The 14,971-nt window shown below is 59.4% G+C and carries 16 protein-coding genes; 12 read left to right on the forward strand and 4 right to left on the reverse strand.

Annotated elements, in window-relative coordinates; translation table 11 throughout:
• The 4 genes from EAY64_RS20585 to EAY64_RS08450 all read left to right on the forward strand — a co-directional run.
• The coding region (locus tag EAY64_RS20585) for a hypothetical protein (RefSeq protein ID WP_233566477.1) at window positions 1-213 on the forward strand (213 nt) is incomplete at its 5' end.
• The gene (locus tag EAY64_RS08440) at window positions 152-1,315 is read left to right on the forward strand and encodes a DegT/DnrJ/EryC1/StrS family aminotransferase (protein WP_103524329.1); all 1,164 of its coding nucleotides are present in this window, start codon (window positions 152-154) and stop codon (window positions 1,313-1,315) included. The genes EAY64_RS20585 and EAY64_RS08440, both read left to right, overlap by 62 nt.
• Window positions 1,312-1,956, forward strand: coding sequence for a sugar transferase (locus EAY64_RS08445; RefSeq protein WP_103524330.1), 645 nt, complete (start codon window positions 1,312-1,314; stop codon window positions 1,954-1,956). The genes EAY64_RS08440 and EAY64_RS08445 overlap by 4 nt, the downstream gene beginning before the upstream one ends.
• A 22-nt stretch (window positions 1,957-1,978) precedes the next feature.
• Window positions 1,979-3,871, forward strand: a complete 1,893-nt coding sequence (locus EAY64_RS08450) for a polysaccharide biosynthesis protein (RefSeq protein ID WP_103524331.1) — start codon at window positions 1,979-1,981, stop codon at window positions 3,869-3,871.
• On the opposite strand, the gene EAY64_RS08455 is transcribed toward EAY64_RS08450, so the two are convergent.
• Window positions 3,861-5,009: a GGDEF domain-containing protein gene (locus EAY64_RS08455; RefSeq protein WP_103524332.1), complete on the reverse strand. Its 1,149-nt coding sequence runs from the start codon at window positions 5,007-5,009 to the stop codon at window positions 3,861-3,863. The genes EAY64_RS08450 and EAY64_RS08455 overlap by 11 nt on opposite strands.
• 154 nt (window positions 5,010-5,163) lie before the next feature.
• Here EAY64_RS08455 and EAY64_RS08460 point away from each other — a divergent pair, with 154 nt between their 5' ends.
• From EAY64_RS08460 to EAY64_RS08485, 6 genes are all read left to right on the forward strand, one after another.
• Window positions 5,164-6,075: a LysR family transcriptional regulator gene (locus EAY64_RS08460; protein WP_103524333.1), complete on the forward strand. Its 912-nt coding sequence runs from the start codon at window positions 5,164-5,166 to the stop codon at window positions 6,073-6,075.
• A 118-nt stretch (window positions 6,076-6,193) separates the two neighbouring features.
• Window positions 6,194-6,973 carry a histidine phosphatase family protein gene (locus EAY64_RS08465; RefSeq protein WP_158604642.1) on the forward strand — a complete coding sequence of 260 codons (780 nt, stop codon included), beginning with the start codon at window positions 6,194-6,196 and terminating at the stop codon, window positions 6,971-6,973.
• Window positions 6,974-7,239: 266 nt separating this feature from the next.
• Entirely contained in the window at window positions 7,240-8,640 is a 1,401-nt protein-coding gene (gene aspA / locus EAY64_RS08470; protein ID WP_103524335.1) for an aspartate ammonia-lyase, read from the forward strand.
• A 143-nt stretch (window positions 8,641-8,783) separates the two neighbouring features.
• On the forward strand, window positions 8,784-9,140 hold the full coding sequence (locus tag EAY64_RS08475) for a hypothetical protein (protein WP_103524336.1): 357 nt from the start codon (window positions 8,784-8,786) through the stop codon (window positions 9,138-9,140).
• Window positions 9,141-9,227: 87 nt separating this feature from the next.
• On the forward strand, window positions 9,228-9,467 hold the full coding sequence (locus EAY64_RS08480) for a DUF2164 domain-containing protein (protein ID WP_103524343.1): 240 nt from the start codon (window positions 9,228-9,230) through the stop codon (window positions 9,465-9,467).
• A 136-nt stretch (window positions 9,468-9,603) separates the two neighbouring features.
• Window positions 9,604-10,203 carry a YdcF family protein gene (locus tag EAY64_RS08485; protein WP_103524337.1) on the forward strand — a complete coding sequence of 200 codons (600 nt, stop codon included), beginning with the start codon at window positions 9,604-9,606 and terminating at the stop codon, window positions 10,201-10,203.
• A gap of 74 nt (window positions 10,204-10,277) precedes the next feature.
• Here the strand turns inward: EAY64_RS08485 and EAY64_RS08490 are convergent, their stop codons facing one another.
• Together EAY64_RS08490 and ubiD are read right to left on the reverse strand one after the other, a co-directional pair.
• Window positions 10,278-10,637, reverse strand: a complete 360-nt coding sequence (locus EAY64_RS08490; RefSeq protein WP_103524338.1) for a 50S ribosome-binding protein YggL — start codon at window positions 10,635-10,637, stop codon at window positions 10,278-10,280.
• 80 nt (window positions 10,638-10,717) lie between these two features.
• On the reverse strand, window positions 10,718-12,193 hold the full coding sequence (gene ubiD, locus EAY64_RS08495) for a 4-hydroxy-3-polyprenylbenzoate decarboxylase (protein ID WP_103524339.1): 1,476 nt from the start codon (window positions 12,191-12,193) through the stop codon (window positions 10,718-10,720).
• A 147-nt stretch (window positions 12,194-12,340) separates the two neighbouring features.
• Between ubiD and EAY64_RS08500 the strand changes: the two genes are divergently transcribed.
• On the forward strand, window positions 12,341-12,976 hold the full coding sequence (locus EAY64_RS08500; protein ID WP_103524340.1) for an OmpW/AlkL family protein: 636 nt from the start codon (window positions 12,341-12,343) through the stop codon (window positions 12,974-12,976).
• A gap of 103 nt (window positions 12,977-13,079) precedes the next feature.
• Entirely contained in the window at window positions 13,080-14,135 is a 1,056-nt protein-coding gene (locus EAY64_RS08505; RefSeq protein ID WP_103524341.1) for a PLP-dependent cysteine synthase family protein, read from the forward strand.
• Between the two features lie 26 nt (window positions 14,136-14,161).
• Here the strand turns inward: EAY64_RS08505 and EAY64_RS08510 are convergent, their stop codons facing one another.
• The gene (locus EAY64_RS08510; RefSeq protein WP_226034230.1) at window positions 14,162-14,869 is read right to left on the reverse strand and encodes a pyrimidine 5'-nucleotidase; all 708 of its coding nucleotides are present in this window, start codon (window positions 14,867-14,869) and stop codon (window positions 14,162-14,164) included.
• Between the last annotated feature and the right edge of the window lie 102 nt (window positions 14,870-14,971).

The raw sequence follows: 14,971 nt of genomic DNA on the forward strand, positions 1-14,971 counted from the left end.
AAAAACCTGCTGCTGCGTTGCGCCGCCTTGCCCCAGGGCCGCTACGCTATTTTGTCAGCCGCTCCAAGCGCCGCTGACAAGACCGAATACGCGACTGGCAACCTCCGTCGGCTGCCAGCCATGAACAATGACGCTATTGAAGATGACGAAGATGAGCGAACAGAAATTCCTGCCCTTTGCCCTGCCGGATATCGGCGAAGAAGAAATCAATGAAGTGGTGGATGCCCTGCGTTCCGGCTGGGTGACCACCGGCCCCAAGACCAAGCAATTCGAAGCCGACTTTGCCGCCTTCATCGGCGAAGGCGTGGAAGCCATCGCGGTAAACTCCGCCACCGCCGGCCTGCACCTGGCGCTGGAAGCCATCGGCATCCAGCCCGGTGACGAAGTGATTGTCCCCAGCTACACCTTTACCGCCACTGCCGAAGTGGTGCGCTATCTGGGGGCTGATCCGGTATGTGTCGATGTGGACCCGGCCAGCTTCAATATCAGCCCGGCTGCCATCCGTGCCGCCATCACCCCGAAAACCCGCGCCATCATGCCGGTACACTTTGCCGGCCTTGCCTGCGAGATGGATGAGATTCTGGCCATCGCCCGCGAACACGGCCTGAAGGTGGTGGAAGACGCCGCCCACGCGCTGCCCACCCGTTACAAGGGCAAGCTGATCGGCACGCTGGATTCGGATGTCACCGTGTTCAGTTTCTACGCCAACAAGACCATGACTACTGGCGAAGGCGGCATGGTGGTGTCCAAGAACAAGGACATCATCGCCCGCTGCAAGATCATGCGTCTGCACGGCATCAGCCGCGATGCCTTCGACCGCTATGTGTCGAAGACCCCGGCCTGGTTCTACGAAGTGGTCGCCCCCGGCTTCAAATACAATATGCCGGACACCGCCGCCGCCATGGGCATTCATCAGCTGAAGAAAATTGCCGGCTTCCAGCAAAAGCGCGAGCTGATGGCCGCCCGTTTCGACCGCGAACTGGCCGATCTGCCGCTGATTCTGCCGGCACGCCCGGCCGATGCCGCTGGCCAGCATGCCTGGCATCTATACCCGGTACGTATCAAGCCGGAAGCCGGCATCAGCCGTGACGACTTCATCGTGCGCATGGCCGAGAAAGGCATTGGCTGCTCGGTACACTTCATCCCCTTGCACCGCCAGCCGGTATGGCGTGATGGCTACCAATTGCAGCGCAGTGCCTTCCCGGTGGCGGATGCCGCCTTCGAGGCCGAAGTGACCCTGCCGCTGTACACCCGCATGAGCGAGGCCGACCAGACCCGCGTGATTGCCGCCGTGCGTGAGATTCTGGGCGCATGAGTCAGCCGTCCCTGTCGCCGTTGGTGCAGCGCCGGGCGGGTTCGGCGCTGCTCAAGCGGCTATTCGACCTGATCGCCGCCAGTGCCGGCCTGCTGCTGCTGGCCGGACCTTTGTTGCTGGTAGCCTTGTGGATCAAGCTGGATTCTCCCGGGCCGGTGTTTTTCCGCCAGGTGAGGGTAGGGCGTGGCGGCATGCTGTTCCGCATTCACAAGTTCCGTACCATGCAGGTGAACACCGAGGTGCAGGGCCAGCTCACCGTGGGCGCGGACAGCCGCGTTACCGGTGCCGGCCGTTTCCTGCGCAAGAGCAAGCTGGATGAACTGCCGCAACTGCTGGACGTGCTGTTTGGCGACATGAGCCTGGTGGGCCCGCGCCCGGAAGTGCCCAAGTATGTGGCGCACTACCCGGATGAGGTGCGCGACATCGTGCTGTCGGTACGCCCCGGCATCACCGACTGGGCCTCCATCCGTATGATCGACGAAAACGAAATCCTCGGTCGTGCCGCCGATCCGGAGCGCGCTTATATCGAACAGGTGCTGCCGGAAAAGCTGGGCTACTACGTGCGCTATGCGCAAACCCACAGCCTGCTGGAAGATATCCGCATCATCTTCGCCACCTTGCTGAAAATCGTGCTGCGCTGATGGCCGTGAAAGTCGATTCGACATGCTAGACAAACTGCTGACCTTTTCCCGCCACAACAAGATGGCGCTGCTGGCGCTGATGGATGCGCTGCTGCTGCCACTGGCCCTGTGGAGTGCCGTGGTGCTGCGCCTGGGCGGCTACTGGGACCCCAAGCTGGATCCGTATCTGTGGATCTTCATCGTGCCGCCACTATGGGTGATCCCCATCTTCGTCAAGCTGGGGCTGTATCGCGCGGTGCTGAAGTATCTGGACGACAAGATCGTCTACACCGTGTTTACCGGGGTGAGTCTGGCGGTGCTGGTGCTGACGGCGGTGATTGTCATGGCGCGCATTGCGCCGTTTCCGCGTTCGTCCATCATCATCTTCTGGATGTTCGCCATGGCCTATATCGGCGGCAGCCGCTTTGTGCTGCGCGGCCTGGTGCGGCGGATAGATTCGGTGGATGCGCCGCGTGAACACGTCATCATCTACGGTGCCGGTCAGGCCGGGGTGCAACTGATGCTGGCCTTGCAGGCGGGCAAGGAATACCGGCCGATGGCCTTTGTCGATGACAATCCGGACAGCTGGCGGCGTACCTATCGCGGCCTGACCGTGCATGCGCCGGCCGACCTGCCCTTGTTGATCGAGGAAACTGCAGCCAGCTGCATCCTGCTGGCCATGCCCTCGGTCAGCCGTGGTCGTCAGCGTGAAATCCTGGAGTCGCTGGAACATCTGCGCATTCCCATCAAGCGCCTGCCCGGCATGGCCGATCTGGTCTCCGGCGAAGCGCGAGTGGAAGAGCTGAAGGAAGTGGAAATCGAGGATCTGCTGGGCCGCGACCCGGTGCCGCCCAGCCCCGAGCTGCTGGCGCGCAATATCCAGGGCAGGGTGGTGATGGTGACCGGGGCGGGCGGCTCCATCGGCTCCGAGCTGGTGCGGCAGATCGCCCGCAATAATCCGGCGCGTATCGTGTTGTTTGAACTGACCGAGTTTGCCCTCTACGCCATCGACCACGAGCTGTCGCAGCTGGCTCCGTCCATCCCGCGCACGCCGGTACTGGGGTCGGTCACCGACCATGCCCGGCTATGCCAGATCATGCGCGCCTTCAAGGTGGAAACGGTATATCACGCAGCGGCGTACAAGCATGTGCCGATGGTGGAACACAATCCGGTGGCCGGGATCCTCAACAATGCCTTCGGTACCGATACCACGGCGCAGGCGGCGGAAGACTGCGCGGTGGATACCTTTGTGCTGATTTCCACCGACAAGGCGGTACGCCCCACCAATGTGATGGGTGCCACCAAGCGACTGGCCGAGCTTACCTTGCAGGGCCGTCATGCCCGTGGTAGCAAAACCCGCTTTGTCATGGTGCGCTTTGGCAATGTGCTGGGCAGTTCCGGCTCGGTGGTGCCCTTGTTCAAGAAGCAGATCAAGGCCGGCGGTCCGGTGACCGTGACCCATCCGGACATCACCCGCTACTTCATGACCATTCCGGAAGCCGCTCAGCTGGTGATCCAGGCCGGGGCCATGGGCGAGGGCGGGGATGTGTTCGTGCTGGATATGGGCGAGCCGGTGAAGATTGCCGATCTGGCGCGACGCATGGTCCATCTGTCCGGGCTGGAAGTGCGCGATGACAAGCACCCGAGCGGCGATATCGAAATCCGCTTCTCCGGCCTGCGGCCGGGCGAAAAGCTGTACGAAGAACTGCTGATCGGCGACAACGTGCTGCCTACTGACCATCCGCGTATTTTGCGCGCCCAGGAATACCATCTGTCCGCAGCGGAACTGGCGCACTTCATGCAGCAACTGGCACAGGCCTGCCAGCAACTGGATGCGGCCAGTGCCTTTGCCTTGATGCAGCAGGTGGTGCATGAATTCCGGGCCAGCCCGGCCACCCAGGACTGGGTGGTGATGCAGCAGGCAGTCAGTCGCTGACCACCCGGTCACGGCCCAGCTGCTTGGCCTGGTACATGCGGGAATCGGCGATTTCCACCAGCTGGCGCCGGTGATTGCATTTGTCGGCCAGCCGCTCGGCCAGGCCGATGCTGGCGGTCAGTGGCGTGCCATCCGGCCGCTGGCCCAGCCCCTGCTGGCGCAGCCGGTCCAGCGCCAGCCGGGCCTGGATCATGTCGGTATTGGGCATCAGCAGCAGAAACTCTTCCCCGCCCCAGCGCACCAGCACATCACCACGCCGCACACAGGCCAGTGTCTTGTGTACCAGCTGTTTCAATGTCTTGTCGCCAGCGGCATGACCAAACTGGTCATTGATGCTCTTGAAGTGGTCCAGGTCGATAAAGGCGATGGCCAGCGGCATCTGGTTGCGCTCGGCATTGACCAGCTGCAGCTCCAGCATTTCGATGCCGCTGCGGCGCGAGAAGGCGGTGGTCAGCGGATCGCGGATGGTCTGGCCGACCAGGGCGATGATGAAGGCCAGCTGGCTGATGCTGGCCAGCGAGGACACGCTCGCCAGCAGCGACAGCAGCCAGAACTCGCCGCCAAAGGAAGGCCAGCTGGCCACCGACCAGTCCAGCGACCAGGCGATGGCATAAGCCAGCAATACCGGTGTGGCAAAGGCCAGATTTTCGATCAGGGTGAGCGGGAAGATGGAAAATGCTGCCAGCAAGACAAAGGGCAGGAAGGCATAACCGGTGCCGATCGCTGCCGATACCCCTTCCAGGTGGTACTGGGTCATCAGCAGGTGCGAGCCGATGTAAAACAGCGTGGGGATGGCAAACAGGATGGTCATGCCGCGATAGGCACCTGATAGCTGACCATCCTGCGGACACCACAATACCAGGCCGACAAAGGCCATGGTCGCGAGCACGCGCATGGTGGCCAGCATTTGCCACAGCCCGGAGGGCAGGGTCATCACGTCCACCACGATCCACAGCGGGGTGAGCAGGGCAAACAGCAGGGAGAACAGGCGCACGCGATTGACCAGCATCAGCGCACGGCGTTGCTGCAGCAAGGGCATGTGCTGGTGCGGGCTCAACAGCCAGCCGGTTTCATTACTGGCGATCTCGCCGGGCAGCAGGCCCAGAATCCGCCGCCAGATGGTGTGTGTGATTCTCATTGTCAGACAAGTTTTTAGTTTGCTGCATTGTAGGGGCAATGTGCTCCCCGACCTTGTAAAATATCAAATGATGCGGAAATTGGTCGCGAATTCTCTGAATAGCTGGCTGATTTTAAATAATATTTAATGCCATCAGACAAAGGAGGGCGGCCATTTGGAAACCCGCTGGCTGGAAGATTTTCTGGTATTGGCCGATACCGGCAGCTTTACCCGCTCGGCCGAAATCCGCCACCTTACCCAACCGGCATTTTCTCGCCGCATCAAGTCACTGGAAAGCTGGTTTGGTGCCGATCTGATCGACCGCACCACCTACCCCACCCGGCTCACCGCCGCCGGCGAGCTGCTGCGCGAACAGGCGGTGCTGATGCTGGGGCAGATCAACAGCACCCGTGCCCAGCTGCGCGGCCTGCAACCACTGCCAGACGGCACCCTTAGCCTGGCGGTGCCGCACACGCTGTCTTTCTCGTTTTTCCCCAAGTGGCTCAGCAGCGTGGAGCAGGGCTTTGGTCCGCTGTCCTGCCGCCTGCAAGCCAGCAATGTGCATGATGCGCTGCTGGCCTTCGTCGAGGGCGGCTGTGATCTGCTGATGTGCTATCACCACCCGAAGCAGCCGGTAGACCTGGCCGATCCACGCTATAGCGGCCTGCGCTTGGGGGTAGAGTCGCTGCGGCCCTATGTGCGCAGCAATCCGGATCGCAGCCCGCGCCATGCTTTGCCCGGCAGTGCCGCGCAGCCGCTGCCCTTTCTGGGCTATGCCAGCAATGCCTATTTCCGCCTGATGACCGACCTGATCCTGGAAGCGGCCCCGGAGCCCCCTTTTCTGTCGTTGCGCTATGAAACCGATATGGCCGAGGGGCTGAAAAACATGGTGCTGGAAGGACATGGCGTGGCCTTTTTGCCCACCAGTTCGATACAGCGCGAATTGCGTTCGCGCCAACTGGTACTGGCGGCAGAGCAGGGTTGGAGCGTGGATATGGAAGTGAGGCTGTACCGCGACAAAAAGCGCAGCCGGCCGGAACTGGACGCCTTCTGGAATTATCTGGCGGCCAGTGCGGATCCGGTTTGAGCCATCGGTAGTGATAAGGACGAAACCTATCCGTTTTTAGGCGCTTGCCTGCTGCTGGCAACTGAATATTTTCCTAGCATGGCCACCCCTGATGTTGCTCAACACTGGAGAGGCCAAGATGAAATGCAGGAAAGCTTTGCAATGGATACTGTGCTGCCTGGCAGTACTGTCGGGGTCGGTCGCGCAGGCTGCCCCCAGTGCTGCCAGCGAAGCGGTGGTGGATATCTATTTATTACGCCACGGCAAGACGCTATTCAATACCACCAGCCAGGTGCAGGGCTGGTCGGATACCCCGCTGACCGCCGCCGGGGTCAAGGGTGCCGAGGCGGCCGCCAGAGGGCTGGCCAGCACGCCGTTCATTGCGGCTTACAGCAGTGATCTGGGGCGGGCACGCTCCACGGCCAAAATCGTACTGGGGCAAGGCGAGCGCAATGGCTTGCCCTTGCAGGAGGACGAGCGCTTCCGTGAATGGAACTACGGCAGTTTTGAAGGCCGGCCGGATGCCGAGATGTGGACACCGCTGTTCCGCCAGCAGGGCATGGTATTCGATCCTGGCTGGGGCAACTGGACGGACTTTACCCACAAGATGAATGACCGGGCCATTGCGCAGGCCATTCACGACAACGACCCGCGTGGCTGGGCCGAAACCTATCCGCAGATCGAAGCGCGCTTGCGTTCCGGCATGCAGGATGTCGTGAGCAAGGCGGTGGCGGCGGGTGGTGGCAATGTGCTGCTGGTCAGTCATGGCGGTGCCATTCTCAGCATTCTCGATATCTTTGTACCGGGTCAGGCCAAGAACACCGATATTCCCAATAGCAGCATCACCCTGCTGCGCTATCAGAATGGCCAGTACCAGCTGCTTAAAGCGGGCGATGTCAGCTATCAGCAGCCGCGCTGAAGCCGTCACCAGTTCCTGCAAGGGCTGCTCCCGCGATATTTCAAGCCATATTGCTTGCAGCCCTGTCTGAGCAAAGCGCCCGCCACCCTGCTGGCGGGCATGCTGTATTTGGCTGGTCAGCCCGCACTCTTGCCGGTCATTTTCCATGGTTATGCAAAATTTGCATGAGCTGATTGCGAATCGGAATTGGCCAAGCCGCTTGCTGGCAGCCTACAGTCTGCCCCCATCACTCCGCGCTGGCGGAGACCATCGACAAAGGCTTCTGCATGTCCACACGTATCGAACACGACCTGCTTGGCGATCGCGCCGTTCCGGCGGATGCCTACTGGGGTGTCCACACCCTGCGCGCAGTGGAGAACTTTCCCATCACTGGCCAGACCATTGCCAGCTATGGCGACCTGATCATCGCCCTAGCGCAGATCAAGAAAGCCGCTGCCCAGGCCAACCGTGATCTGGGTTTGCTGGATGCACGGCGTGCCCAGGCCATTGTCGATGCCTGCGATGAACTGGTGGATGGCAAGCTGCACGAGCAGTTTGTGGTGGATGTGATTCAGGGTGGGGCAGGGACTTCCACCAATATGAATGCCAACGAAGTCATCGCCAACCGCGCGCTGGAACTGATGGGTCATGCCCGTGGCGAGTACGACAAGCTGCATCCCAACGAACACGTCAACATGAGTCAGAGCACCAATGACGTGTATCCCACCGCGCTGCGCCTGGCCACTTACTGGGGGGTGCTGCGTCTGCAACGCACCATGTTCGTGTTGCGCGAAGCCTTTGCCGCCAAGGCGGAAGAATTCAAGAATGTCCTGAAGATGGGCCGCACCCAGCTGCAGGACGCGGTGCCGATGACGCTGGGGCAGGAGTTCCAGACCTACGCCGTGATGCTGGGTGAAGACGAACAGCGCCTGAGCGAAGCCCGTGCGCTGATGCTGGAAATCAATCTGGGTGCCACTGCCATCGGTACCGGTATTACCGCGCATCCTGATTACGCCCGGCTGGTGTGTCTGCACCTGTCCGAGCTGACCGGCCTCAAGCTGATGACCGCACCAAACCTGATCGAAGCCACCCAGGATTGCGGTGCCTTCGTGCAGCTGTCCGGTGTGCTCAAGCGTGTGGCAGTCAAACTGTCGAAAACCTGCAATGACTTGCGCCTGCTGTCCTCCGGCCCGCGCGCCGGCATTGGCGACATCAATCTGCCGGCCCGTCAGGCGGGTTCGTCCATCATGCCGGGCAAGGTCAATCCGGTGATTCCGGAAGTAGTCAACCAGGTGGCCTTCGAAGTCATCGGCAACGACATGACCATCACCATGGCCGCCGAAGGTGGCCAGCTGCAGCTGAATGCCTTCGAGCCGGTCATCGCCTACAGCATGTTCCGCAGCGTGCGCCATCTGGCCAATGCCTGCAGCACGCTTACCGAACATTGCGTCAAGGGCATTACCGCCAACGAGGCTAAGCTGCGTGCCGACGTGCTCAATTCCATTGGCCTGGTGACGGCGCTCAATCCCATTATCGGCTATGCCGCAGCTACCGCGGTGGCTGCCGAAGCTCACGCCACCGGTGGCAGTGTCTACGATATCGTGCTGGAACGCGGGCTGATGCAGCGCGCCCAGCTGGACGAGGCATTGCAGCCGGAGGCACTGACCCAGCCGCGCTGGCTGTCTTAAACGGTGTTCTGCTGTCGGTACTTGTCCGGTACCGACTTTCCTGTGTTGGCCGGGTATTTGCCCGGCCATTTTTTTTGCTGGCTTGTGCCAAGCAAGGGCTGGATGTATAAGTGTATTGTGCATTGCACAAAAAGGAGTGGAACATGACACAAGCCCTGATCTGGTGGCTGGAGAACAGCCCCCGCTGGCTAAGCTGCTGCAGCGCGCAATGGCGCCGCCAGCAAGAAGTGTTGCGCGCAGCCACCTTCCATACCGGCCACGTGCTGTGCAGCCCGGCACCCTTGCCGGACAAGCTGTCCCGCCTGCTGCGCCGCTCCTGTTCCGATGCCATCACCTTGCTTTATGGCAGTGGCGAGGTGCAATTGCAGCTATGCAGCCAGCTACCCGCCCCGCAACACGATCCCTGCCAGCTGTATGCCCTGGGCCAGCGGCTGCAGCAGCGCACCGGCGAGGCCTGCCTGCATGGTCTGGTTGATATCGGGCGCGCCCTGTCGCGCTGATTGTGGCGCCGTGGCGGTGCGAATGCCTTTGCAGTCGCTGCCAGGCAGGGCACAATGCCGCTCTTTACGCATTCAGAGAGCCCTGCCATGTCCAGCCAATCCATGCTCAGCCAGCAGCAACTGCAACAACTGGCACCCGAGCTGCAAGATTATCTGGCTACCCAGTTGAATCTTGAGGTCGGGCAGTTCGACGCACAATTCCTGCTGGATTTCGTCGCCGCCAGGATAGGCCGGCAGATCTATAACAAGGCGCTGGATGATGCGCAGCAAGCATTGAGCAGCCGTATGGAGTCGCTGCAGGCGGCTATCTGGGAATTGGAAAAATAGGTCGCTCGCGCCTGTTTTTTGGCCAGCTACTCCCTGTGGCTGGTCGGTGCCGGCCACCTGTCTGGCGGCCAATGTCTGCCATCATCAGGCCAACGGCGTTACAATCAGGGTTTCTCTCCCCCTGTGCCCAAGGTTCATGCTTTATCTGCGTCTGATGCTCAAAGGTTTCTTGCTGGCCGTGCTGCTGGTGCTGCTGGGCTTTGGCTACATGGCCTGGGGCATTGTCCGTTATGCCGCTGAGCCCGCCACGCAGCCTGCGGATGCCGCACTGGTACTGGGTGCTGCGGCCTGGGGCAGCAAGCCTTCGCCAGTGCTGCGCGAGCGTATCAATCACGCGGTGACCCTCTACAAGCAAGGCCGGGTACGCTGGATCGTGTTTACTGGTGGCACGCCGGAGCCGGGCTATCCGACCGAGGCCGATGTCGGGCGCGAGTTTGCCCTGCGCCAGGGGGTGCCGATGACCGCCATGCTGGCTGAAAACGAATCGCGCACCACCTGGCAGAACCTGGAAAACGCCCACAAGTTGGCGGCACCGTTTGGCATTCGCTCCTTTTTGCTGGTGAGCGATCCACTGCACATGCGGCGCGCAGTATTGATGGCGCATGACCTGGACATGGTGGCCGCACCGGCACCTACCGAGTCCAGCCGCTATGTCAGCTGGAGCAACAAGGTCAAATTCCTGGTCCGGGAAACCTGGCTATATGTCGGCTACCGGGTATTCCGCAAGCTGTCCTGATACTCGGGCTGCTGGCGGCTTGTGCAGAGATAAAAAAACCGGCTCAAGGCCGGTTTTTTATCGGGACCGAACAATCAGGCGCTATGCCACAGATCGATCAGGTCACCGGCTTCCACATTCGATACTTCGCTGCGTGCTTGCAGCCAGGCTACCAGCTTGCTGCGGATTTCTTCGGTAATGGCTACTTCACCCACCGGGAAAACCACGCCTTCCAGCTTTTCATTACCATCGAAATGGCCACCGAAGCTGATGGCGGCATCGTCGATGCAGTTGAGCCAGTCGTCCAGCAGCGCATCGGTATCAACACCCTTGGCGATGGTGGCGATCAGGTGAAAACCCAGCTCACGGTATTCGCCAACACGCATTTTCTTGCGCTGACGATGGTTCAGACGCTTCAGGCGCTGGGCGGAGTTGGGGTTGTGCAGATCGGACATGATGACTCCTTACAAAAAGACGTGGCGATGATAACAGGCATTGCCGGGCGGCAGGAAAATAGCGGCTGCCACGGCAATCGTTACAGCCCCAGTTGCTGCCACAGGCTGTCAACCTTCTGTTTAACCGTTTCATCCATCACGATGGGCACCCCCCACTCGCGATTGGTTTCACCCGGCATCTTGTTGGTTGCATCCAGCCCCATCTTGCCGCCGAGGCCGGATACCGGGCTGGCGAAGTCGAGATAATCGATGGGGGTATGCTCGATCAGCGTGGTATCGCGCACCGGATCCATGCGGGTGGTGATGGCCCACATCACTTCCTTCCAGTCACGGCAATCCACATCATCGTCCACCACGATGATGAACTTGGTATACATGAACTGGCGCAAGAAACTCCAGCAGCCCATCATCACGCGCTTGGCGTGGCCGGGGTATTGCTTCTTGATGCTAACCACCGCCATGCGGTAACTGCAGCCTTCCGGCGGCAGGTAAAAGTCGACAATCTCCGGAAACTGCTTTTGCAGGATGGGAACAAACACCTCGTTCAGCGCCACCCCCAGCACGGCCGGCTCATCCGGCGGTTTGCCGGTATAGGTGCTGTGATAGATCGGGTTCTCGCGCATGGTAATGCGGTCGATAGTGAACACCGGGAAGTAGTCTTGCTCATTGTAATAGCCGGTATGGTCGCCATACGGGCCTTCCAGTGCCATGTCTTCAGGATGGATATGGCCTTCCAGCACAATCTCGGCCCGCGCCGGCACTTGCAGATCAGAGCCGATACACTTTACCAGCTCGGTACGGCTGCCGCGCAGCAGGCCGGCAAACTGGTATTCGGACAAGGTATCCGGCACCGGAGTGACTGCGCCCAGAATGGTTGCCGGATCACAACCGAGCACCACCGCCACCGGGTAGGGCTGGTCCGGGTTTTGCTGGCGGAATTCGCGGTAATCCAGCGCCCCGCCGCGATGGGCCAGCCAGCGCATGATGACCTGGTTTTTGCCGATCACCTGCTGGCGATAGATGCCCAGATTCTGCCGCTTCTTGTTTGGCCCCCGGGTAACTGTCAGCCCCCAGGTAATCAAGGGGGCCACATCGCCGGGCCAGCAATGCTGGATGGGCAGGCGCGACAGATCAACCTCATCACCCTCCCACACAATCTGTTGGCAGGGGGCTTTGCTGACCACCTTGGGCGCCATCGACAACACCTGCTTGAGCAGCGGCAGCTTGTCCCAGGCTTCCTTCAGCCCTTTGGGCGGTTCTGGTTCTTTCAGGTAGGCCAGGGTCTTGCCGATTTCGCGCAATTGCATGACATCGCTGGCTCCCATGCCCATGGCGACCCGCTTGGGTGTGCCAAACAGATTGGCCAGTACCGGCATGTGGTAAGTCTGCGTATCGTGCCGAGGTTGTTCGAACAGCAGGGCAGGGCCACCCGCTTTCAGCACCCGGTCGCCAATCTCGGTCATCTCCAGATGTGGCGAGACCGGAAGGCCGATTCTTTTCAATTCGCCTTGCTGTTCCAATTGAGCAACAAAGTCCCGCAGGTCGGCATATTTCATGACTGTTTCATGATCTTAAGCAAAGTTTTGACCGGAAGGTTTGGTTAACCTCCGCTTGAACGTCGCAAGCTACTGCCGACCTATTAGAAAGTCAATTACGGTAGAAGCCCAAGACCGTGAACTTGCCTACACTCTTGGAGAATACAAATGAAAAAGCTTGCTCTGGCTGCGGCCATCGGTCTGATTTCCGCTAGCGCCTTCGCTGCTCAAGGCGACATCATCGCGCGTTTCCGCGTGATCAACGTAAATCCGTCTGCTTCCTGGAGCAATTCTGGTGCAGTTTCTGGTCTTACTGTAGATGCTAAGGACGATACCGTACCGGAATTGGACTTCACCTACATGATCACCAACAACATCGGCACCGAACTGATCCTGGGTACCAGCCGTCATGAAATTACTGGCAATGCAGGTACTGGTGACAAGAGCCTGGGCAAGGTATCTGCCCTGCCGCCGACCCTTACTCTGCAATATCACTTCACCCCGGATAGCACTGTATTCCGTCCGTACGTAGGTGCCGGTATCAACTACACCCGCTTCTACAATGCTGGTTTGAATGCGGCCAATCTGGGCATTAATGCTGACCTGCAAGTAAAGAAGAATAGCTTCGGCCCGGCCCTGCAAATCGGTGCTGACTTCCCGATCAGCAAGAGTTTCTTCATCAACGTGGATGTGAAGAAAATCTGGATGAAGACCGACGTAAGCGTGGCCTCTAACGGCACTTATGTTGGCACGCTGAAGGTCGACCCGCTGGTTGTCGGCCTGGGTATCGGCACCAAGTTCTAAGCAACTGGCCTTGCCGCAACAAAGCGCCTCGAAATTGAGGCGCTTTTTTATTTTCTGATAATAGAATATTGTATTCTTTATTTATAAGATCAGGAGATATAGCATGAGCAACTGGGCCAGCACCGCAGTACGCAAGATCGAAGCCGATTTCAACCGTTCCAGTGACACCCACCTGATACCGCTGCAGATTCCTGCCCTGCCGCAGATCCAGCTGTATTTCAAGGACGAGTCCACCCATCCCACCGGCAGCCTCAAACATCGACTGGCACGCTCGCTGTTTCTGTATGGCTTGTGCAATGGCTGGATACGCTACAACACCACCATCATTGAAGCATCCAGTGGCAGTACGGCAGTATCCGAAGCTTACTTCGCCCGTTTGCTGGGCCTGCCCTTTATTGCAGTGATGCCGCGCGGCACCTCGGCCGAGAAAATCCGCTCCATCGAATTCTACGGTGGACGCTGCCACCTGGTCGACGACCCGGCCACCATCTACGAAGAATCGCGACGCCTGGCACAAGAACTGAACGGCCACTACATGGACCAGTTCACCTATGCCGAACGTGCCACCGACTGGCGTGGTAACAACAATATCGCCGATACCATTTTCAAACAAATGGAACTGGAACCGAATCCGGTGCCGGAGTGGATTGTGTGCGGGGCGGGCACCGGCGGCACATCGGCCACCTTTGGACGTTATGTACGTTATCAGAAGCTGGCAACGCAGATCTGCGTGGTCGATCCGGAAAATTCGGTGTTTTACGACAGCTACTATAGTGGCGACAGCGATTGTCGCTGCGAAGGTGGCTCCGGCGTCGAAGGCATCGGCCGCCCTCGTGTCGAACCATCGTTCATCCCCACCGTTATCGACAAGGTTGTCCGCGTGCCCAATGTGGCCAGCTATGCTGCCATCCATTTCTTGGAGGAGGTGATGGGCCGCAAATGCGGTGGCTCCACCGGCACCAACCTGTTCGGCGTGTGTGAACTGGTCAGCGATATGGTGCGTAATGGCCGACACGGCTCGGTGGTCACCTTGATCTGTGATGATGGCAACCGTTATCTCAACAGCTACTACAACCAGCAGTGGCTGGAGGATAACGGCCACCAGATCGCACCCTGGGTCGAGCGCTATCGCCGCTTCTTCTTCGAGGGCCGCTGGTAAATCGGCAGGCGAAACTGCGGCGACGCTTACCAGCGCTGCCGCAGCAACTGGCTCAATTTGCTGATCCGCACATCGACAAACGCGGGCTTGCGGCACTCCCGGCTGATCCACACGGTACGCATGCCCAATGATTTTGCGGCATACAGATTGGGCAGTGAGTCCTCCACCATGATGCAGAACGCCGGATCTAGCCGCTCCGCCTGCAGCATGCAGCGAAAGCCACGGCGGTCCGGCTTCGGCTGGAAGCGCATTTTCTCCATGCCATAACAGGCAGCAAACTGCTGGCGGATATTCATCCTATGCAGCAGCCCCTCTATATAGTGTTGTGGTCCATTGGACAGCACGATCTTGCGGCCCGGCAAAGTGCGCAAGGTCGCCACCAGTGACGGTTCCCATACCAGCCAGCGATACAGTTCATCCAGCAAATGTGTTTCCTGCAGGAAATGTCGGGCATCCACCCCATGGTGGCGTACCAAACCCTGCAGCGTTGCACCATAGCGTTGCCAGTATTGCAGTCGCAACCGCCGGGCTTCCTCCTCTGTCATCGCAAGATGCCGCTCCATATACAAATTCATCATGCGACTGATATGGGCAAAAATGCCCAGACTCGCCTGATGCAGCGTGTCATCGAGATCGAAAATCCAGGTAGGGGCAGACATGTGGAGGGTTAAAGCAAGTATTAGGAAGCGGCTATTATCATGAGTCAGTGACAAGTTTTCCATGGCTTGCGCCATTCTTCTGTCGATCAATGATTTTCAGTTTTATTGAAAATCAAATACTTGCGTTAATTTCTGGTGAAATCTGCAGATTTCTTCACACAAAGTGTTGACGAGGGG

The organism is Aquitalea palustris (assembly GCF_003693445.1).
Classification (GTDB): Bacteria; Pseudomonadota; Gammaproteobacteria; order Burkholderiales; family Chromobacteriaceae; genus Aquitalea; species Aquitalea palustris.